Source organism: Streptomyces nigra, assembly GCF_003074055.1.
In the GTDB taxonomy this organism is placed as follows: Bacteria; Actinomycetota; Actinomycetes; order Streptomycetales; family Streptomycetaceae; genus Streptomyces; species Streptomyces nigra.
On sequence record NZ_CP029043.1, the window covers coordinates 2,782,741 to 2,802,349 of the forward strand.

The window sequence follows — 19,609 nt, forward strand, 5'->3', positions numbered from 1 at the left end:
CCCGCATAGCGGGTGGCGGCGGTGACGGGATCGTTATCCGGATTTGAGCGTCCGCTGAGCGAACACAGAACCATCACATATCGGCACACAATGGTCGCGAAAGCCGGGTGGACAGGCGATGTTCAGGGCATCAGGGTGGCGACCAGGGTCTCCTGGAGGCCGCCGAGCCAGAGATAGGCCATCACCATCGGCTTGCGGGAGTCCTCGTCCGGGAGGCGGTACAGCAGATCGGTGTCGTCCTCGTCGGTGATCTCCAGCCGGGACCCGATGGCGAGCCGGAGGTCGTTGAGGGCGCCGAGCCACCGCTGGGACTCCTCGGTGGACAGCTTGAGCACCGCGCCGCCCTCACCGGCGCTCTCGGCGCTGAGCGCGTCCAGGGTACGGACCACCGCGAGGGCGTTCTCGCGTTTGCCGGCGCGCAGGTCGTTCTCCGTGTAGCGGCGGAACTCGGCGGAGTACGCCTTCTGCTCCTCGGCCTCCTCGGCCTGCGGGGTGCCGTCGGGGTCGCCGTACGCGTCCGGGAACAGACGCTTGAGCACGGGGTCGGAGGGCGGCTCGCTGGGGCCCTCGGCGAACAGCTCGGCGAGCGGGTCGTCGGAGGCCTCGCCGGCCGGGCCGGGTCCGATGAGTTCCAGCAGCTGGACGGCCAGCGACCGGATGATGGAGATCTCGACTTCGTCGAGGACGACGGCGGCGCCGCCGCCGGGGACGGGTTCGAAGGTTCCTGGCATGGAGACGATTCGCTACTTCCGGTCCTGCTGAAGGGTGGCCCACAGGCCGTAGCCGTGCATGGCCTGCACGTCGCGTTCCATCTCCTCGCGGCTTCCGCTGGAGACGACCGCCCGGCCCTTGTGGTGGACGTCGAGCATGAGCTTGGTGGCCTTGTCCTTGCTGTACCCGAAATACGTCTGGAAGACGTACGTCACGTAGCTCATGAGGTTGACCGGGTCGTTGTGCACGATCGTGACCCAGGGGACGTCGGGCTCGGGGACGGCGAACACTTCCTCCGCCGACTCGGTGCGTTCGATCTCTAGGGGAGCGGGTGACGTCACAGTGCCCATGCTGCCACCGCAGGGGGGTGGTCGCACAAATCCCCGGCCCGCCCCACCCCTAAATCGTCAGAGTGACGAAATGGGGGTACGATGCATGGCCATGGGAACAGCGGACCTCAGGCTGCCGGTGGACGTTCCGTCGACGGCGCTCTTCACGGACCAGTACGAGCTGACGATGCTGCAGGCCGCCCTGAAGGCGGGCACCGCGGACCGGCGCAGCGTGTTCGAGGTCTTCACCCGGCGGCTGCCGCACGGCCGGCGCTACGGCGTGGTGGCCGGCACCGGACGCGTCCTGGACGCGGTGGAGAACTTCCGCTTCGACGAGGACGTCCTCGGCTTCCTGCACGAGCGGGGCATCGTCGACGAGCCGACGCTGGAGCGGCTCGCGGACTACCGCTTCTCCGGCGACATCTGGGGCTATCCGGAGGGCGAGGTCTACTTCCCCGGCTCGCCGATCCTTCGGGTGGAGGGCACCTTCGCGGAGTGCGTGCTGCTGGAGACGGTGATCCTCTCCATCCTCAACCACGACTCCGCGATCGCCGCGGCCGCCTCCCGGATGTCGGCGGCGGCCGGGGACCGCCCGCTGATCGAGATGGGGGCCCGCCGCACCCACGAGCTGGCCGCGGTCGCCGCCTCCCGGGCCGCCTACATCGGCGGCTTCGCCTCCACCTCCGACCTGGCCGCCGGCTTCCGGTACGGCATCCCCACCGTCGGCACCAGCGCCCACGCCTTCACGCTGCTGCACGACCACGAGCGGGACGCCTTCCGGGCGCAGATCGACTCCATGGGCCGCGGCACCACGCTGCTGGTCGACACCTACGACGTCGGCGAGGCGGTCCGTACGGCCGTGGAGGTCGCCGGGCCCGAGCTGGGCGCCGTCCGTATCGACTCGGGCGACCTGCTGCTCGTCGCGCACCGGGTCCGCCACCAGCTGGACGAGCTGGGCGCGACCGGCACCCGGATCCTGGTCACCTCCGACCTCGACGAGTACGCCATCGCCTCGCTGGCGGCGGCGCCCGTGGACGCGTACGGCGTCGGCACCCAGCTGGTGACCGGGTCGGGGCATCCGACGGCCTCCATGGTCTACAAGCTGGTCGCCCGCGCCGGGTCCACCGACGCCGGGGCGCCGCTGGTGCCGGTGGCGAAGCGGTCGACCGGCGGGAAGACCTCCGTGGGCGGGCGCAAGTGGGCGGCGCGCCGGCTCGACGCCGACGGGGTCGCGGAGGCCGAGGTGATCGGCACCGGGCCGGTGCCCGCCGAGCTCGCCGACCGGCAGCTGCTGGTGCCGCTCGTGAAGGGCGGGGAGGTCGTGGGGCGGGAGCCGCTGGACGCCGTCCGGGACCGGCACGCGGCGGCCCGCGCGAACCTGCCGCTGTCCGCGATGCAGCTCTCCCGGGGGGAACCCGTCATTCCGACGGAGTACGCCACCGGGCGCCCGGGTAGCCAGACGGGGGCGTGAAACGGGCGCGCCCGCAGTGCCCACCCCATGCCCCTCCCGCACCGCACACGAAGTCTCTAGGCTCGGAGGTTCACGGCCGGGCCGCACGTACCGCTCCACCGTCCCGACCTCAGCGTCCATAACCGAAGGACACCGACCATGCGCCGCGCCTTGATCGTCGTAGACGTGCAGAACGACTTCTGCGAGGGAGGCAGCCTCGCGGTGGCCGGCGGCGCCGACGTGGCCGCCGCCATCACGGAGCTCATCGGTCAGGCTGCCGGGTCCGGGTACCAGCACGTCGTGGCCACGCGCGACCACCACATCGCGCCGGGCGGGCACTTCTCGGCCCACCCCGACTTCGTCCGCTCCTGGCCGGCGCACTGCGTGGCGGGCACCGAGGGCGTGGGCTTCCACCCGAACTTCGCGCCCGCGGTCGCCTCCGGCGCGATCGACGCTGTCTTCGACAAGGGGGCCTACGCCGCGGCGTACAGCGGGTTCGAGGGCGCCGACGAGAACGGCGTACGGCTCGCTGACTGGCTGCGAGCCAGGGAGGTCACCGAGGTGGACGTCGTGGGCATCGCGACCGACCACTGTGTGCGGGCCACCGCGCTGGACGCGGCGCGCGAGGGGTTCCGTACGCAGGTGCTGCTGGACCTGACCGCCGGGGTGTCCGCCGAGACCACGGAACGGGCCCTGGAGGAGCTGCGCGAGGCCGGTGTGGAGCTGACCGGCAAGCCCGTCGTGGCATAGCCCCAGGGGCCTGCTAGGCCGGGGCGGCGGGCCGGCGCTTCAGGGCGCGGATCGGGTGCCAGAGCTCCTGGGCCGGTCCGGGAACGAGCTGTGGCACGGCGGGGACGACGTCCGGGCAGGGCGCGGTGCGCCATATCAGGCCGTCGGGGTGGTGCAGGACCGCCGTGATCTCGTCCGGGGTGGGCGGGGCGGCGTTCCCCCGCAGGTAGACGGCGCGCATGCCCAGGTTGCGGAGCCTGGTCAGGGCTCGGGCGCGGTTGCGGGCGTGTACCAGGACACGGACGCTGCCCGTGCCGTCGGCGGTGGGTCTGGGCAGGTTCAGCGCCACCACCACGCTGCCGGTCGGCAGCTTGCAGAAACCTCCTGCGGCCATACGGTCACACCCCCGTGCGAGTCGGTGTCAATAACGGAAGCACAGGGTGCACCTAAACACGACCGGCGGCAACCCCGCCAGGGGGTTGCCGCCGATCATGCTCTGACCTGCAGTTTTACTCTTTACTTCGCCGCGGGGCCCACTTCGAGCTCGATCGTGGAGCCGTCCTTGGCCTCCTTGACGATCTTGATCTTGGTGTTGGTGTCAGTGATCTTGACACCCGCGGAGGGGTTCGACGCGTCGTAGTAGGTGTTGGTGCGGTCGTTGAAGACCCCCACACCCGGACGCGACGGGATCTTCGCGGCGACGTCCGCGTTGTGCAGCGTCATGCCGTCCGTGCGGAAGGTGCTGAACGGGGAGTCGTAGGCCTGGATGCGGTTGCGCATCAGCGTGCCGTTCGTCCACTTCAGCTGGGTCGGGTGCGAGTCGACCGGCAGGATCAGACCGGCACCCGGGTGCTGGCTGGTGTTGTTGTCCAGCTGCGAGGTGTCCCACTTCCAGATGAGCAGACCGTTCTGGTAGGCGTAGTGCTCCACCCAGTCCGGACGGGTCGTCGAGAAGCCGAAGTTGTACGGGCCCGTCTTCAGCGTCTTGTCGTACGACACGTACTGGCGGTTCTCGGCGATGTAGTACTGGGCGTAGTCGTCCGTGATGGACGCGCCGATGCGCGAGAAGCCCTTCTTCGCCCAGGCGTCGTCGGCGCTCTCGGCGTCGTCCGAGAACACCGCCGAACCGTCCGCGGTCACCGCGATGTTGTCGGCCGCGAAGCCCTTCTGGGCCACGCCGCCGTCCGTCTGGTAGCGGAAGCGCAGGTCGACCTTCTTGCCCGCGTAGGCGTCGAGCGGGAAGACCAGCTTCTTCCAGGCGCCGGAGGTGCCGTCGATCGCCGGCTTGCCGCTGGCGTCCTTGCCGAGGGCGGTGCCGTCGGCGGTGCCGTCCAGAGCGGTCCAGTTGGCGCCGCCGTCGGTGGACACCTCGGTGTAGAGGTAGTCGTAACCGGCCTCGATGTCCCACCAGCCGTCGAGCGTCAGGGAGGCGGCCGTCTTGCCGGTCAGGTCGACCGAACGGCTCAGCGTGTTGGAGAGGCTGTCGCCGCTCCCGCTCCACCACTGGTTCTCGCCCTGCGCGGGCTGGACGATCTCGGTGGTGACCTTCTTCTTGGGCAGCTCGACCACGAGGGCCTGCTTGTGCTTCGTGTTGTACTCGGCGACGCCCAGCTTGTGCCACGAGTTGGTGGCAGCCTTGGCCGTGTCGTACTTCAGCCAGCCCAGCTGCAGCTTGTCCCAGGCGGTCATGTCGCCGGGCAGGTCACCGATCTCCTTCTTGCCGGTGCCCAGCCAGGAACCGGAGGACATCAGCGTCCAGAACCCGGTGGAGTTCTCGCCGCCCTGCGTGTCGTAGAGGTCCGGCAGACCGAGGTCGTGGCCGTACTCGTGGGCGTAGACGCCGAGTCCGCCGTTCTCCGGCTGGACCGTGTAGTCACCGACCCAGATGCCGGTGGAGCCGATCTGCGCGCCGCCCAGCTTGTTGTCGGCCGGCCCGGTGGCACCGGCGTCCGTGCCGAACGCGTACCAGCGGTGGGCCCAGATGGCGTCCGTGCCCTGGGCGCCGCCGCCCGCGGACTCGTCCTCACCGGCGTGCACGACCTGGAAGTGGTCGATGTAGCCGTCCGGCTCGTTGAAGTCGCCGTCACCGTCGAAGTCGTAGCGGTCCCACTGGTCGTACTCCGCGACGTCGGCCTTGATCTGCGCGTCGGTGCGGCCGGCCGCCTTCTGCTGCGCGACCCAGGCGTTCAGGCCGTCGCTCACGATGTTCCAGACACTGGAGCAGTTCGAGTCGCCGCAGGCGTTGTTGCCGTAACGGGCCTCGTTGTAGGGCACCTTGACCCAGTCCGAGACCTCGCCGTCGACCGAGTAGCGGCCCGAGGACTGCTTCTCGTAGTACTTCTTGACCGACTCGGTGTTCTTGCCGGTGCCGAAGTACATGTCCTGGAAGTGCTTGCGGTCGTAGTCCGCCTTCCAGGCCGTCGAGTTGTCCTTCTTCGGGTCCGGCTTGGCTATCTGGTTGTGCAGCGGGCCCGGCGTGCCGCCGAACTCGCTGATCTGGTCACCGAACTCGACCAGGATCGTGAAGATCTTGTCGGTCTTCTCCCGGCCCAGCTCGACGTACTTGCTGTCGCCCTTCTTGCTCTTGAGCTCGACGACCTTCGAGCCGTCGCGGCTCTTGACCTTGGCCTTGCCGGAGATGACCTGGTTGAGGGCTTCCTGCCGCTGCGCCTCGACCGTCTTGCTCAGGGGGCCTTCGAGGTCGTGGTCGGCGTGCTGCCGGTCCGCCGGGTCACGGCGGTCCACGGAGGCCGGTGCGCCTTCGTCGGCCTGAGCCACCGCGAAGGTCGAGAACGTCGCCGCGGCTGTCGCGAGCGCGACGGCGGTCGCCGCCGTACGGAACGTCCAGGGTCTACTGGTCACTTGAGATCCTCCCCCGCGTTCGGGCGCGCGGAAGGAGGGTCCTGGTCAACATAGGATCCGCGCGCGCGTGATCAACGCGTGTAGTCAAGTGACGTCATTTGACTAGAGGTTAGGAAGAAAAAACAGACCTTGACTTGGACAGGTCAATTGCACTATGCGGAGTCGCTGTCCACTTACCGAACGGCGTCCGGGGGGCGGGCGCGCACCGCCGTCCACAGGGTGGACACGATGAATCCGTGCGCCCCCCGTGCACCGGCACTGTTGGTCAGGTCACGCTTACCGAACGTTCCTCTCGGGCATGGACGCGGTTAGAGTCGGATGGCGGAACGCCCGGACGTCGGCGCAAAGCCAGGCCGAATCCCCCGTGCACCCCCGATTCCGAGGACACGATGACCATGCCTCGTCCGACTGCCGCACAGCTCACCTACGGCTCGTGCACCGTGGTCTTCTCGACGCTCGCCATGCTGCTGCTGTCACAGACCAGTTCGGGCGCCGGGATCGCGGTCATCGCCTTCGCCGCTCTGCTGCTCGGACTGCTGGTCGCCATGACGGTGCCCGTGCCGCGCGGGACCCGTGTGGTGACGGTGGGCCGGACCGCCGCGGCCGAGCGCGAGAAGACCGAGGAGCCCGCGCTCTCCAAGTCCTGAGGGCCGGCGCTCAGCCGCGCGTGCTGACGACCACGGTCTTCGCCGCCTTGTCGTGCAGGCCCTGCTTGTAGGGCCGGTCGAAGAAGCTCCAGCCGCCGGCGATCGCGGTCCAGATGCAGGCGCAGCAGAAGGCGAACGGCACCCACAGCACCAGCGAGCGGATCAGCGTGGTCTGCACGGAGGGTGTGGCCCCGTTGTCCAGGTTGGCGACCCTCAGATGCAGCAGCCTCTTGCCGAGCGTCTGGCCGGTCCGGGAGATCATCACCGTGTCGTAGCCGACGAACAGCACGGCGGCGACCAGCGACTGGGCGAACGACTTGCCGTACTGCACCTTGTCGGTGTCGACGTCGTACTCGGTGATCCCGAAGCCCCAGGTGATCAACCAGACGACGACCGCCACCAGGAGCAGGTCGATGAGGCGGGCCAGTGTGCGCTTGCCGCTGTCGGCGAGCGGCGGCATCCCGGCCAGCGGGTCGGCGGGCCCGCCGCCGCCCCCGTACGGGTCACCGCCGTAGGGACCGCCACCGTACGGGCCTCCTCCCCCGTAGGGGCCACCGCCACCGGGCGGAGGCGGGGGCGGCGCGCCGTAGGGGCCACCGCCCTCACCACCGGGTGGCGGGGGCGGGGGCTGACCGCCGGAAGGACCGCCCGTGTCGCCGGGCGGGGGCTGCTTCCTGAACGGGTCGTCGTCCGGGGGCGGCTGCTGGCCGGGGGGCGGTTCGCTGCTCATGGCCCGAGTCGACCGCGAACCGCGCCGCCGCGCATCCGGCGCGGGGCCGTCCGGAGTACGGAGTCATCCGGGCCGAACGGCCGACCCGCCTATCCGGCGACGAACGTACGGGCCGCCTTGTCGTGCAGGCACTGGTGCCAGGGCCGGTCGAACAGGCACCACAACACCCCGACCACGCCGATGACGAGGACGCCGGGCACGCTGTAGACGAGCCAGCGGCGCACGGCCGCACCGTACTCCGGCGGCTCGTGGGCCTCGATGTCGCGGACCTCCAGGCCGAACAGCTTCTTGCCCAGTGTGCGGCCCCACTTGGCGGTGGGCAGGGCCTCGTAGAGCCCGCCCACCACCAGCAGCACGGCCAGGATGATGCCGAGGTACACCGACGTCGTGCCGTCCAGCAGCCAGACGGTGACCGTGCGGCCGGAGAGCTTGGCGGCCTCGATCTTGCCGTCGATGTGGTCGAGCGCCTTGGTGCCGAGCGGCACGGCGGCCACCGCCGTGATGGCGGCCAGCACGATCGTGTCCACCAGCCGGGCGGCCAGCCGCTTGCCGAGGCCGGCGGGCCGGGCGGCGGCCTGCCGGAGGGCGGCGGCCGCGAACGGGTCCTCCCGCACGGGCTTCCAGGGGGCGACCGGCCTGCCGTCCGCGGGGGCTGCGGCCGGGGCCGGGGCGGCCGGACGGGCGTCGGCGCCCGGTTCGGCGAGCCGGTGGACCTGCTGCGCCCAGGAGGACTGACCGCCGCCGGGACCCGGCGCGATCGGCGCCCCGGACGCGGCGGGCGCCGACTGCGGTCCGCCCGACTGCTGGGGGATGCCCGCGGCGGCCTGCTGGGGGCCCGAGGGGGGCGCGGCGGCGGGCTGGGCGGCGGACGGGGCCGCGGCGGACGGCTGGGCCGGTGACGGGGCTCCCGTGGCCCGTTCCGCGGCGGACTGGCCGGCGCTGAAGCCGGGGCCCTGCGGGGCGTTCGCCGCCGGGGGCGCGTCCGTGCCCGGCGCGGACGGCGAACTCTGCCGGCCCGCGCTGGGGTTGACCGTGCGGATGGCCATGGTGCCGGGGTCGGGGGCGCCGGACCGCGCTCCCCCGCCGTCCGTCACGGGGCGCCGCATCATGAACGTGTCGGGCGCGGCACCTGCTCCGGGACCGGACTCCGCCTCGGGCTCGGCGGGCGCGGGGACGCGCGGGTCGGCGCCCTCCTGCTGGGCGCCCCAGGAGATCCGGCGGTCCTGCTCGCCGCCGAACCCGGTCTGCCGGGAGCGGTCGGCGCCCCAGGCGGAGGCGGGTTCGGGGCGGCTGCCGTGCTGGGCGTCGCCGGGTGCGGGCCGGGCGGCCGGCTCCTCGTCGAAGAAGTGCGGGCCGGTCTCCTCCACCGGGGCGGCGGGCGGGTCGGCCGGCCGTGCGCCCGGCGGCGGGGCGAGCGGCTCGCCGTCGGTCGGGGCGGGACGGCTGGTGCCCGGCACCCAGGAGGCGCCGTTCCAGTACCGGACATATCCAGGAATGGACGGGTCCGGGTAATACCCTTCGCGGGGCCGGTCGTCACCGGGGGCCGGGGTTGGGGCGCTCATGTCCGTCGTCCGGTATCTGCTCGTGGGTCACTTCGGGGCCTCCACATCTATCAGACGGACGCACCCGCCACGGCCGGTCCCACCGGACCCGCCCCTTTCCGGGCAACCTCGTGCACGTACGTCACCGGTACGAAAGCGGGTGGGAGACCGGGGTCGGGGGCCGGGCCGGAAAAAGTCCGCGCGAGTCGCGTAATGCCGTACGGGGTCGTCCCTCTCCACTCGTACGGGCCCGTCCGGGGAACCCGTACGTGTCACGAGAGAGGACCCCTGTCATGCGTCACACCGTCGTCGAGCGCGAACTGGAGCTGCGGCTCGTCCTGTCGCCCGAGCGCAGCGTCCCCGTCCCGGCCCGTCTCGGCTACCACAGCGACGACCCGTACGCCGTCCATGTCACGTTCCACATCACGTCCGAGCGGCCCGTGCACTGGACGTTCTCCCGCGATCTGCTGGTCGAGGGGGTGTTCCGGCCGTGCGGGCACGGGGATGTGCGGGTGTGGCCGACGAAGTCGGAGGGCCGCAGCGTGGTGCTGATGGCGCTGAGCTCACCGGACGGCGACGCGCTGCTGGAGGCGCCGGCCGCGCCGGTGTCGGCGTGGCTGGAGCGGACGCTGCGGGTGGTGCCGCCGGGGACGGAGGGCGAGCAGCTCGGCATCGACGACGCGCTCGACGAGCTGCTCGCCCGGTGACGGGCTCTGCGCGGAAGGCCGGTCAGAACAGCTTGCCGGGGTTGAGGAGGTCCAGCGGGTCGAAGACCCGCTTGATCCCGCGCTGCATCTCGATCCCGACGGGGCCGATCTCGCGCGCCATCCACTCCTTCTTCAGCACGCCCACGCCGTGTTCGCCCGTGATGGTGCCGCCGAGTTCCAGGCCGAGCGCCATGATCTCGTCGAACGACTCACGGGCGCGCCGGGACTCGTCGGGGTCGGCGGCGTCGAAGCAGACGGTGGGGTGGGTGTTGCCGTCGCCCGCGTGTGCGACGACCCCGATGGTGAGCCGGTGCTTCCCGGCGATCCGCTCCACGCCCTCGATCAGGTCGCCGAGCCGGGAGCGCGGCACGCACACGTCGTCGATCATGGTGACGCCCCGCACGGCCTCCAGCGCGGTCAGGGACAACCGCCGTGCCTGGAGCAGGAGTTCGGACTCGGCGGCGTCGTCCGCCGGGACCACCCGGGTGGCGCCGGCCGCCTCGCACAGCGCGCCGACGGCGGCGAGGTCGGGGGCGGGGTCGGGGGTGTCGAAGGCGGCCAGCAGCAGGGCCTCGGTGGTCTCCGGCAGCCCCATCTTCGCCATGGAGTTGACCGCGGCGACGGTCGTACGGTCCATCAGTTCGAGGAGGGACGGGACATGGCCGCCGGCCATGATCCGGCACACGGCGTCGCAGGCCGCGGCGGCGGAGGCGAACTCGGCGGCCAGGACGAGCTGCTGGGGCGGCTTCGGGCGCAGCGCGAGCACCGCCCGTACGACGATGCCGAGCGAGCCCTCGGAGCCGACGAAGAGCCGCGTCAGGTCGTAGCCGGCCACGCCCTTGGCGGTGCGGCGGCCGGTGCTCATCAGGCGTCCGTCGGCGAGGACGACGTCGAGGCCGAGGACGTACTCGGCCGTCACCCCGTACTTCACACAGCACAGCCCGCCGGAGGCGGTGCCGATGTTGCCGCCGATGGTGCACATCTCCCAGCTGGAGGGGTCCGGCGGGTAGTAGAGGCCGTGCTCGCCGACCGCGCGGGACAGCGTGGCGTTGACGACGCCGGGTTCCACGACGGCGATCCGGTCGACGGGGTTGATCTCCAGGATGCGGTCCATCTTGGTCAGGGACAGCACGATGCAGCCGTCGGAGGCGTTGGCGCCGCCCGACAGGCCCGTGCGGGCGCCCTGCGGGACGACGGGGACGCGCAGCGCGGTGGCGGTGCGCATCACGTGCTGGACCTGTTCGACGGTGCGCGGGAGCACGACGACGGCGGGGGCGCCGGCCGGGCAGAAGCTGGCCATGTCGTGGGCGTAGGAGGCGGTGACGTCGGGGTCGGTGAGGACGGCGTCGGCGGGCAGACCGGCGAGCAGCCGCTCGGTGAGGTCACCCAGGGCCTGGTCGGGTGCGGCTTCGGTACGGCTCATGATCACAGCGTGACACCCGGGGCCATCGGTGTGAACCCCGCGCGCGGCACCCGTGCCGGGGCGGCTGTGATCGTCGTGTCCACGCCCCGTTTCGCGCACAGTGAGCGCCATGGACAACGAGGCCGTGGACCAGGAACAGGACGCGACCGCCCGCCGCCGACTGCGGCGCCGGGTCCTCGTCGCGTCGGTGGCGGGGTGTGCCGTGCTCGGCGGCGTACTGGCACTGCTGCCGTCCGGGCCGGGCCGACCGGCCCGGCCGCCCGCGCCGGCTCCGGGAGCGCGGGCGCTGACCGCGGTGACCTCGGGGGTGCCGGCCTCGCTGCCCGATCTGGCGGCGCTGATCGAACGGCGTGAGCGGCGGGTGCGCGACCGTCCCCGGGACGCCGCGTCGTGGGCGGTGCTGGGGGCCGCGTACGTCGAGCAGGGGCGCCGGACCGCGCGGCCGGCGTACTACCCGAAGGCGGAGAAGGCGCTGCGCACCTCGCTGAAGGTCCGTGCCCGCAACGCCGGGGCGCTGGACGGGATGGCGGCCCTGGCGAACGCGCGACGGGACTTCGGGGCGGCGCTGACCTGGGCGGAGGCCGCCCTGAAGGCGGACCCGAAGCGCTGGACGGCGTATCCGCAGCTGATCGACGCGCACACCGGCCTCGGGCGGTACAAGGCGGCGGAGCGTGCCCTGGACCGGCTGCTGAAACTGCGGTCGGGCCCGGCGGTGCGGGCGACGGCGGCGGCCGTGTACCGGGACCGGGGGCGGGACGAGGACGCGGCGGCGGCCCTGTCCGACGCGGCGGCCGGAGCGCGGACCCCGGTGGAGCGGGCCGCCTATCTGGAACGGGCCGGACAGCTGGCCTTCGAGCGCGGCGACACGGACGTGGCGCTGCGGCACTTCCGGGAGGCGGTGCGGCTCGACCCCGATCAGCGGGCGGCGCTGGCGGGGCAGGGCCGGGCGCTGGCCGCCCTGGGCCGCACGGCGGAGGCGGTGACCGCCTACCGGGCGGCCCTCGCGCGCCAACCCCGTCCGGAGTACGCGCTGGAGCTGGGCGAGCTGTACGAGTCGCAGGGGCTCGGGCACGCGGCGCGGGTGCAGTACGACCTGCTGCGGGAGCGGGCGGCGCGGGCCACGGCGGCCGGGGTGGACGAGGAACTGGTGCTGGGCCGTTTCGAGGCGGACCACGGGGACCCGGAGTCGGCGGTGGACCGACTGCGGGAGGAGTGGCGGCGGCAGCCGGGGATCGCGGTCGCGGACGCGCTGGGCTGGGCGCTGCACCGGGCCGGGGACGGCGAGGAGGCCCTGAGGTTCGCCCGGCGGGCCACCGACCGGGCCAAGGGCGGCACCGTGCGCTCCGCGCTGTACAGCTACCACCTGGGCATGATCGAGCGGGAGCTGGGCCGGGAGGGCCCGGCGCGGCGGCACCTCCAGGAGGCGCTGCGGATCAGCCCGCGTTTCTCGCCGACGCTGGTGCCGCGCGCCCAGGAGGCGCTGCAGGAGCTCGGGGAGCCGTCGCTGGAGGACGTCCCGGACTTCGAGGACTGGTCCGCCGGGGAGTGAGCCCCCCGGCGGACCGGGCCGTCGTCAGAGGTTGCCGCGCTTGGCCTGCTCGCGCTCGATCGCCTCGAACAGGGCCTTGAAGTTGCCCTTGCCGAAGCCCATCGAGCCGTGGCGCTCGATCAGCTCGAAGAAGACGGTCGGGCGGTCCTGGACCGGCTTGGTGAAGATCTGCAGCAGATAGCCGTCCTCGTCGCGGTCGACGAGGATCTTCAGCTCGCGCAGCGTCTCGACGGGCACGCGGGTCTCGCCCGCCCACTCGCCGAGGGTGTCGTAGTACGAGTCCGGGGTGTCCAGGAACCGCACGCCGGCGGCGCGCATCTGGCGGACGGTGTGCACGATGTCGTTGGTGTTCAGCGCGATGTGCTGGACGCCGGCGCCGCCGTAGAACTCCAGGTACTCGTCGATCTGGGACTTCTTCTTGGCGATGGCGGGCTCGTTGATCGGGAACTTGACCTTGAGCGTGCCGTCGGCCACCACCTTCGACATCAGCGCGCTGTACTCGGTCGCGATGTCGTCGCCCACGAACTCCTTCATGTTCGTGAAGCCCATGACCTTGTTGTAGAACTCGACCCACTCGTTCATCCGGCCGAGCTCGACGTTGCCGACGCAGTGGTCGATCGCCTGGAAGGACCGCTTGGCCGGCGGCTCGACCATCGGGTCGGCGGTGACGTAGCCGGGCAGGTACGGGCCGTCGTAGCCGGTGCGCTCGACCAGGGTGTGGCGGGTCTGGCCGTAGGTGGCGATGGCGGCCAGCACGACGGTGCCGTGCTCGTCCTTCAGCTCGTACGGCTCGGCGACGGAGGTGGCGCCGTGCTCGATCGCGTACGCGTAGGCGGCGCGGGCGTCCGGCACCTCGATGGCGAGGTCGACCACGCCGTCGCCGTGCGCGGCGACATGGTCCTCGAGGAAGGCGCCCCACTCGGTGGACCGCTTGATCACGGAGGTGAACACGAAGCGGGCCGAGCCGCTCTCCAGCACGTACGAGGCGGTCTCGCGGCTGCCGTTCTCCGGTCCGGAGTACGCGACGAGCTGCATGCCGAAGGCGGTCGAGTAGTAGTGCGCCGCCTGCTTGGCGTTGCCCACGGCGAAGACGACCGCGTCCATTCCCTTGACCGGGAAGGGGTCGGCCTGCCGTGCGGTGTCGGGAGTGTGGTGTGTGGTCTGCGTCATAGGCGCAGCCTCACCCGGCACGGCAAGGTGCGCAATAGTTTCGTTTTCCGCTGGGCAATCTGTAGGGCGACAGAGCCCTGCACGCGGACTTTCTGTACAGGATGACCACCCCGGAAGGGGGCCGTATGGCGATCGACCGGCTGGACGGGCGGATCATCGCGCTGCTGGCGCGCGAGCCGCGGATCGGGGTGCTGGAGATGTCCCGGCGGCTGGGCGTGGCGCGCGGCACCGCCCAGGCCCGCCTGGACCGTCTTCAGTCGAACGGAGTCATCCGCGGGTTCGGGCCCGAGGTCGATCCGGCGGCCCTCGGCTACCCGGTCACGGCGTTCGCCACGCTCCAGATCCGGCAGGGCCAAGGGGCCGACGTACGGGCCCATTTGGCGTCCGTGCCGGAGGTGCTGGAGCTGCACACCACCACCGGCACCGGGGACATGCTGTGCCGTCTGGTGGCGCGCTCGAACGCCGATCTTCAGCGTGTGATCGACCGGGTCGTCGGTTTCGATGGGATCGTCCGGGCCTCCACCGCGATCGTCATGGAGAACCCTGTCCCGCTGCGGGTCATCCCGCTGGTGGAGCAGGCGGCGGAGGACCGGGAGAGCAGCTAGCCCGCGATCCGGTGGGGGTGAGTCAGCCGTGAGCTTCTGGGAGTACCTGGGCAACCGCCACCAGCAGCTGCTCGCCGACGCCCTGCAGCACGCCAGCGCGGTCCTGCAGTGCATGGTGGTGGCGACCCTCATCGGGGTGCTGATCGGGGTGCTGACGTACCGCAGCGAGTGGGCCGGGAACCTGGCCACGCTGACCACCTCGGGCATCCTGACGATCCCCTCGCTCGCCATGATCGGTCTGCTCATCCCGATCGTGGGGCTGGGCGTGGCGCCCACGGTGATCGCGCTGACGCTGTACGGGCTGCTGCCGATCGTGCGCAACTGCGTGGTCGGGCTGCGCGGGGTCGACCCCTCCCTGGTGGACGCGGCCCGCGGGATCGGGATGTCCCGGCTCGCGCAGCTGCTGCGGGTGGAGCTCCCGCTGGCCTGGCCGCCCATCCTGACCGGCATCCGGGTCGCCACCCAGATGCTGATGGGCATCGCGGCGATCGCGGCGTACGCCTCCGGCCCCGGCCTCGGCAACGTGATCTTCCGCGGGCTCGCCTCGCTGGGCAGCGCCAACGCGCTCAACCAGGTGCTCGCGGGCACCCTCGGCATCATCATCCTCGCGCTGCTGTTCGACGCCGCGTACGTCGTCCTCGGACGGCTGACCATCCCCAGGGGGATCCGTGTCTGAGAGCGAGCACCACGGCGCCTCCATCGAGCTGGAGAACCTGACCAAGCGCTACCCGGGCAGCCCGCAGCCGGCCGTGGACAACGTGAACATGGAGATCAAGGCGGGCGAGGTGGTGATCTTCGTCGGCCCCTCCGGGTGTGGCAAGTCGACCACGCTGAAGATGATCAACCGGCTGATCGAGCCGACCGGCGGCCGGATCCGCATCGACGGCGAGGACGTCACCGACATGGACCCGGTGAAGCTGCGCCGGCGCCTCGGCTACGCCATCCAGTCCGCCGGGCTGTTCCCGCACATGACGGTCGCGCAGAACATCGGCCTCGTCCCGAAGATGATCGGCTGGTCCAAGGCCCGGATCGCCTCCCGCGTCGAGGAGCTGCTCGACCTGGTCGGGCTGGACCCCGGCGAGTTCCAAGGCCGCTATCCGCGCCAGCTGTCCGGCGGGCAGCAGCAGCGGGTCGGCGTGGCCCGGGCGCTGGCCGCCGACCCGCCCGTGCTGCTGATGGACGAGCCGTTCGGCGCGGTCGACCCGATCACCCGCGACCACCTCCAGGACGAGCTGATCCGGCTCCAGCACGAGCTGCACAAGACGATCGTCTTCGTCACCCACGACTTCGACGAGGCCATCAAGATCGGCGACCGGATCGCGGTGCTGCGCGAACGCTCCCACATCGCCCAGTTCGACACCCCGGAGGCGATCCTCACCAACCCGGCCGACGACTTCGTCTCCGGGTTCGTCGGCGCGGGCGCGGCGCTGAAACGGCTCAACCTGACCCGTGTACGGGACGTGGAGATCACCGAGTACCCGACGGTGACCATCGACGACCCGCTCCAGGAGATCTTCAACCGGCTGCGCTCCAGCGGCACCAACGAGATCCTGCTGCTCGACAAGCGGCGCCGCCCCTACAAGTGGCTGCGGCGCGGCGATCTGATGCGGGCGCGCGGCTCGCTGGCCCGGGCCGGGACGCTGGTCAGCGACACCGTGACCCGGGACGCCACCCTGCGGGACGCCCTGGAGGCGGTCCTCACCGACAACACGGGACGGGTGGCGGTGACCGGGCGGCGCGGCGAGTACGAGGGCGTCGTCGACATGGAGACGCTGATGAACTCCGTGCACGAGCTGCTGGAGGCCGACCGGTTGGAGGCGCTGGAGGCGCAGCACGAGCTGGAGGACTCGCGCAGCGGGGTCACCCACGCCGAGCAGGAGGGCGGCGCGGGAGGGCAGAAGGGATGAGCACCCCGCAGGCCCCGGGCGCACCGGCCCGGGAGAGACCCGCCCCGCCCGAGGACGACGAGACGCCTCCCCCGCCGCCGAAGCGGCCGCCGCGCAAGCTGAGCTGGCAGAAGCTGACCTTCGTGCCAACGATGCTGGTGGTGCTGCTGCTCGCGACCTGGCTGTGGTTCCGGCAGGCCGACCTCGACCCGGTCTCCGAGAACGCCCTGTCGGACGGCCAGGTCTCCCAGGCGCTGTGGGAGCACATCGAACTCACGGTGATCTCCACGTTCTTCGTGCTGATCATCGCGATCCCGCTGGGCATCCTGCTCACCCGGCGGGCGTTCAGCAAGGCCGCCCCGGTGGCGCTGGCGTTCGCCAACATGGGTCAGGCGACCCCGGCGATCGGTCTGCTCGCCCTGCTGGTGATCTGGCTGGGCATCGGCCGCCGGGCCGCGCTGATCGGCATCATCATCTACGCCGTCCTGCCCGTGCTGTCGAACACGATCGCCGGTCTGAAGGCGAACGACCCGACGCTGCTGGAGGCGGCGCGCGGCATCGGGATGTCGTCGTCGGGCGTGCTGACCCGGGTGGAGCTGCCGCTGGCGGTGCCGCTGATCCTGGCGGGCGTGCGCACGGCCCTCGTCCTCAACGTCGGTACGGCGACCCTCGCGGTGTTCGGCGGGGGCGGTGGGCTGGGCGTGCTGATCACGGCCGGGATCACCAACCAGCGGATGCCGGTGCTGGTGCTCGGCTCGATCCTCACCGTGTCGCTGGCGCTGCTGGTCGACTGGCTGGCGTCGCTGGCCGAGGTGCTGCTGCGGCCGAGGGGGCTGGACCTGTGAGGCGGGCTGGACTTGTGACGCGGGCCGGACCTGTGAAGCAGGCTGGATCTGTGAGGCGGCGGGCCGTGCTGCTGACGGCGGCGCTGCTGGTGGCGGCGTCGGCCTGCGGGCTGACCAGCGGCTCCCCCATGGTCGACGACGTGGAGCCCGGCAGCATCGGGCGCGGCGAGCCGCTGGAGGGCGCCAAGCTGACGGTGACGTCGAAGTCGTTCACGGAGCAGCTGATCCTCGGCGCGATCATGGGCATCGCGTTCCAGGCCGCCGGTGCCGAGGTGATCGACCGCACCGGCATCCAGGGCTCCATCGGCAGCCGGGAGGCGGTGGTCAAGGGGGAGGCGGACGCCGGGTACGAGTACACGGGCACGGCCTGGATCACCTACCTCGGCCACAGCGAACCGATCACCGACCCGCACGAGCAGTGGGAGGCGGTGAAGAAGGAGGACGCCCGCAACGGCGTGACCTGGCTGCCGCCGTCCCGGCTCGACAACACCTACGCGCTGGCCATGAACCAGGCCAACCACCGCAGATACCGCACCGACACCCTCTCCGACGTGGCCGAGCTGTCGCGGACCGACCCGTCCGCGGTGACGCTGTGCGTGGAGGTCGAGTTCGCCAACCGGGCCGACGGACTGCGGGGCATGGAGAAGACGTACGGCATGGACGTGCCGTCCAGCAACATCACGCAGATGGACACCGGGATCATCTACACCCAGACGGCGAAGGGCAGTTGCACCTACGGCGAGGTCTTCACGACCGACGGCCGGATCAAGTCCATGAACCTGGTCGTGATGGAGGACGACAAGCACTTCTTCCCCAACTACAACGCAGCGCCGATGATCCACACCGAGACGCTGCGGAAGTGGCCGGCCATCCCGGACGTGCTGGACCCGATCACCGCGAAGCTGGACAACACGATGGCGCAGACCCTGAACGCGAAGGTCGACGTCGACGGGGAGGACCCGCACCAGGTCGCGCTGGACTGGATGAAGCAGGAGGGCTTCGTGAAGTAGGCCGTACGGCCGCGGGGCCTGGGGACGCGAGGCCTCAGCGGCACGGGCCTCAGCAGGCCGGGACGGTGCCCTCGCCGGTCCGGAGCGCGTCGAGCGCGTCGACCGCACCCTTGAGGGTCGTCACCGGGATGAGCCGCAGCCCCTTGGGGAGCTCCGCCTTCGCGTCGCCGCACTCGGCCTTCGGGACCAGGAACACCGTCGCGCCGTCCCGGCGGGCGGCCTGCGTCTTCAGGGAGACCCCGCCGACCGCGCCGACCTTGCCCGCGGGGTCGATGGTGCCGGTGCCGGCGATGGTGCGGCCGCCCGTGAGGTCGCCGCCGCTGCCGTCGCCTTCGAGCTTGTCGACGATGCCGAGCGAGAAGAGCAGACCGGCGCTGGGGCCGCCGACGTCCGCGAGCCTCAGGGTGACCTCGACGTCTTTGTCGTCGCGGTCGAGGTAGTTCAGGGCGGCCTCGGTGGCGTCGTCCTGGGACTCCTTCATCTGCCGGGTGTTGAACCGCTCGATCTCCCGGACGCTCTGGCCGCTCGGGTACACCGAGTCGCGGGGCATGACCGCCTGGTCGGTGCGGAACCAGGCGTCGATCACATCGCCGAGCCGCACGGTGGTGTCGGGCGAGGTCGCCTCGATCGTCGTCATGCGCAGCTGGCCGCTGGTCTTCCGGGTCGGCGCACCGGAGATCGTGATGACCGGCTCACCCCGGTTCTCACCGAGCACGTTCGCCGTCAGACCGGGCTGCGTCAGCGTGAACGGCAAGGGCGCGAAGGCCGCGGTGGCGAGCAACGCCACGACCGGCAGAGCGCAGACGGCGAGGGCCCGGGGGCGCGTGAGGCGAGAGAGCACGGAGCAAATCTAACGTGGCGGGCTGGAGGGCCGGACCGGGGCGGGGGCGTCGGGGGCGGGGCGGGGGCGTCGCATGCTGTACCGGGGCGCCGGACCGGGCAGGGGCCGTCGGATGCGGTACGGGTCCGCCGGACCGGGGCGGGGCCGGGCATCGGGGCGGGACGGGGCCGCCGGACCGGGGCGGGGGCTTCAGGCGCAGGTCGGAGGCAAGGGCATCGGGGCGGTACGCAGCCGCCGCCCGAGGCAAGCGCACCGGGGGCGATACGGGACGCCGGGGCGGGGGCACCGGACCGGGGCGGGGGGAGGGCGGTTCGGGGCCGGGGCGTCGGGTTCGGTCCGGGGCCGCCGGACCGGGGCGGGGGCTTCGGGCGCAGGTCGGGGGCAAGGGCATCGGGGCGGTGCGCAGCCGCCGCCCGAGGCAAACGCACCGGGGGCGATACGGGACGCCGGGGCGGGGGCACCGGACCGGGGCGGGGGAGGGCGGTTCGGGGCCGGGGCGTCGGGTTCGGTCCGGGGCCGCCGGACCGGGGCGGGGGCTTCGGGCGCAGGTCGGGGGCAAGGGCATCGGGGCGGT

Annotated in this window: 19 protein-coding genes; 10 read left to right on the forward strand and 9 right to left on the reverse strand. The window is 71.8% G+C overall.

Translation table 11 applies throughout. The features are described from left to right. Positions 1 to 122 precede the first annotated feature (122 nt). Both DC008_RS12845 and clpS read right to left on the reverse strand, forming a co-directional pair. Positions 123 to 731, reverse strand: a complete 609-nt coding sequence (locus DC008_RS12845) for a DUF2017 domain-containing protein (RefSeq protein ID WP_108707099.1) — start codon at positions 729 to 731, stop codon at positions 123 to 125. Between the two features lie 12 nt (positions 732 to 743). Next, entirely contained in the window at positions 744 to 1,061 is a 318-nt protein-coding gene (clpS, locus tag DC008_RS12850; RefSeq protein ID WP_055623360.1) for an ATP-dependent Clp protease adapter ClpS, read from the reverse strand. A 91-nt stretch (positions 1,062 to 1,152) separates the two neighbouring features. On the opposite strand from clpS, the gene DC008_RS12855 reads away from it, so the two are divergent. After that, on the forward strand, positions 1,153 to 2,511 hold the full coding sequence (locus DC008_RS12855) for a nicotinate phosphoribosyltransferase (RefSeq protein WP_108707100.1): 1,359 nt from the start codon (positions 1,153 to 1,155) through the stop codon (positions 2,509 to 2,511). A 138-nt stretch (positions 2,512 to 2,649) separates the two neighbouring features. Then, positions 2,650 to 3,240, forward strand: coding sequence for an isochorismatase family protein (locus DC008_RS12860; RefSeq protein WP_108707101.1), 591 nt, complete (start codon positions 2,650 to 2,652; stop codon positions 3,238 to 3,240). A gap of 13 nt (positions 3,241 to 3,253) precedes the next feature. Here DC008_RS12860 and DC008_RS12865 read toward each other — a convergent pair whose 3' ends face one another. Then, on the reverse strand, positions 3,254 to 3,613 hold the full coding sequence (locus DC008_RS12865) for a hypothetical protein (protein WP_055623358.1): 360 nt from the start codon (positions 3,611 to 3,613) through the stop codon (positions 3,254 to 3,256). 122 nt (positions 3,614 to 3,735) lie between these two features. Continuing rightward, a complete protein-coding gene (locus tag DC008_RS12870) occupies positions 3,736 to 6,081 on the reverse strand; it encodes an immune inhibitor A domain-containing protein (RefSeq protein WP_108707102.1) in 2,346 nt (781 codons plus the stop codon). 389 nt (positions 6,082 to 6,470) lie between these two features. Here DC008_RS12870 and DC008_RS12875 point away from each other — a divergent pair, with 389 nt between their 5' ends. Continuing rightward, positions 6,471 to 6,728: a hypothetical protein gene (locus DC008_RS12875; RefSeq protein ID WP_107096811.1), complete on the forward strand. Its 258-nt coding sequence runs from the start codon at positions 6,471 to 6,473 to the stop codon at positions 6,726 to 6,728. A gap of 10 nt (positions 6,729 to 6,738) precedes the next feature. Here the strand turns inward: DC008_RS12875 and DC008_RS12880 are convergent, their stop codons facing one another. Together DC008_RS12880 and DC008_RS12885 are read right to left on the reverse strand one after the other, a co-directional pair. Further along, complete coding sequence (locus DC008_RS12880) at positions 6,739 to 7,458, reverse strand: RDD family protein (protein ID WP_108707103.1); 720 nt, start codon at positions 7,456 to 7,458, stop codon at positions 6,739 to 6,741. Positions 7,459 to 7,547: 89 nt separating this feature from the next. Continuing rightward, entirely contained in the window at positions 7,548 to 9,020 is a 1,473-nt protein-coding gene (locus DC008_RS12885; protein WP_108707104.1) for an RDD family protein, read from the reverse strand. A 272-nt stretch (positions 9,021 to 9,292) separates the two neighbouring features. Between DC008_RS12885 and DC008_RS12890 the strand changes: the two genes are divergently transcribed. Then, positions 9,293 to 9,706 carry an SsgA family sporulation/cell division regulator gene (locus DC008_RS12890; protein ID WP_055624579.1) on the forward strand — a complete coding sequence of 138 codons (414 nt, stop codon included), beginning with the start codon at positions 9,293 to 9,295 and terminating at the stop codon, positions 9,704 to 9,706. Between the two features lie 22 nt (positions 9,707 to 9,728). On the opposite strand, the gene DC008_RS12895 is transcribed toward DC008_RS12890, so the two are convergent. Beyond that, on the reverse strand, positions 9,729 to 11,129 hold the full coding sequence (locus DC008_RS12895) for an FAD-binding oxidoreductase (protein ID WP_244221350.1): 1,401 nt from the start codon (positions 11,127 to 11,129) through the stop codon (positions 9,729 to 9,731). A 109-nt stretch (positions 11,130 to 11,238) separates the two neighbouring features. Between DC008_RS12895 and DC008_RS12900 the strand changes: the two genes are divergently transcribed. Then, positions 11,239 to 12,678: a tetratricopeptide repeat protein gene (locus DC008_RS12900; RefSeq protein ID WP_108707106.1), complete on the forward strand. Its 1,440-nt coding sequence runs from the start codon at positions 11,239 to 11,241 to the stop codon at positions 12,676 to 12,678. Between the two features lie 24 nt (positions 12,679 to 12,702). On the opposite strand, the gene hppD is transcribed toward DC008_RS12900, so the two are convergent. Then, positions 12,703 to 13,848, reverse strand: a complete 1,146-nt coding sequence (gene hppD, locus DC008_RS12905) for a 4-hydroxyphenylpyruvate dioxygenase (protein WP_108707107.1) — start codon at positions 13,846 to 13,848, stop codon at positions 12,703 to 12,705. Between the two features lie 125 nt (positions 13,849 to 13,973). Between hppD and DC008_RS12910 the strand changes: the two genes are divergently transcribed. Genes DC008_RS12910 through DC008_RS12930 form a run of 5 tightly spaced genes read left to right on the forward strand, consistent with a single transcriptional unit; the run spans position 13,974 to position 18,194 of the window. Next, positions 13,974 to 14,453, forward strand: coding sequence for an Lrp/AsnC family transcriptional regulator (locus tag DC008_RS12910; protein ID WP_055624583.1), 480 nt, complete (start codon positions 13,974 to 13,976; stop codon positions 14,451 to 14,453). Between the two features lie 28 nt (positions 14,454 to 14,481). Next, the gene (locus DC008_RS12915; protein ID WP_108707108.1) at positions 14,482 to 15,129 is read left to right on the forward strand and encodes an ABC transporter permease; all 648 of its coding nucleotides are present in this window, start codon (positions 14,482 to 14,484) and stop codon (positions 15,127 to 15,129) included. Then, positions 15,122 to 16,360 carry a betaine/proline/choline family ABC transporter ATP-binding protein gene (locus DC008_RS12920; RefSeq protein WP_108707109.1) on the forward strand — a complete coding sequence of 413 codons (1,239 nt, stop codon included), beginning with the start codon at positions 15,122 to 15,124 and terminating at the stop codon, positions 16,358 to 16,360. The genes DC008_RS12915 and DC008_RS12920 overlap by 8 nt, the downstream gene beginning before the upstream one ends. Next, entirely contained in the window at positions 16,357 to 17,184 is an 828-nt protein-coding gene (locus tag DC008_RS12925; protein ID WP_108707110.1) for an ABC transporter permease, read from the forward strand. The genes DC008_RS12920 and DC008_RS12925 overlap by 4 nt, the downstream gene beginning before the upstream one ends. A 50-nt stretch (positions 17,185 to 17,234) precedes the next feature. After that, positions 17,235 to 18,194, forward strand: coding sequence for a glycine betaine ABC transporter substrate-binding protein (locus tag DC008_RS12930; RefSeq protein WP_108707111.1), 960 nt, complete (start codon positions 17,235 to 17,237; stop codon positions 18,192 to 18,194). A gap of 49 nt (positions 18,195 to 18,243) precedes the next feature. Here the strand turns inward: DC008_RS12930 and DC008_RS12935 are convergent, their stop codons facing one another. Then, positions 18,244 to 19,035, reverse strand: coding sequence for a YlbL family protein (locus DC008_RS12935; protein ID WP_108707112.1), 792 nt, complete (start codon positions 19,033 to 19,035; stop codon positions 18,244 to 18,246). Positions 19,036 to 19,609: the final 574 nt, after the last annotated feature.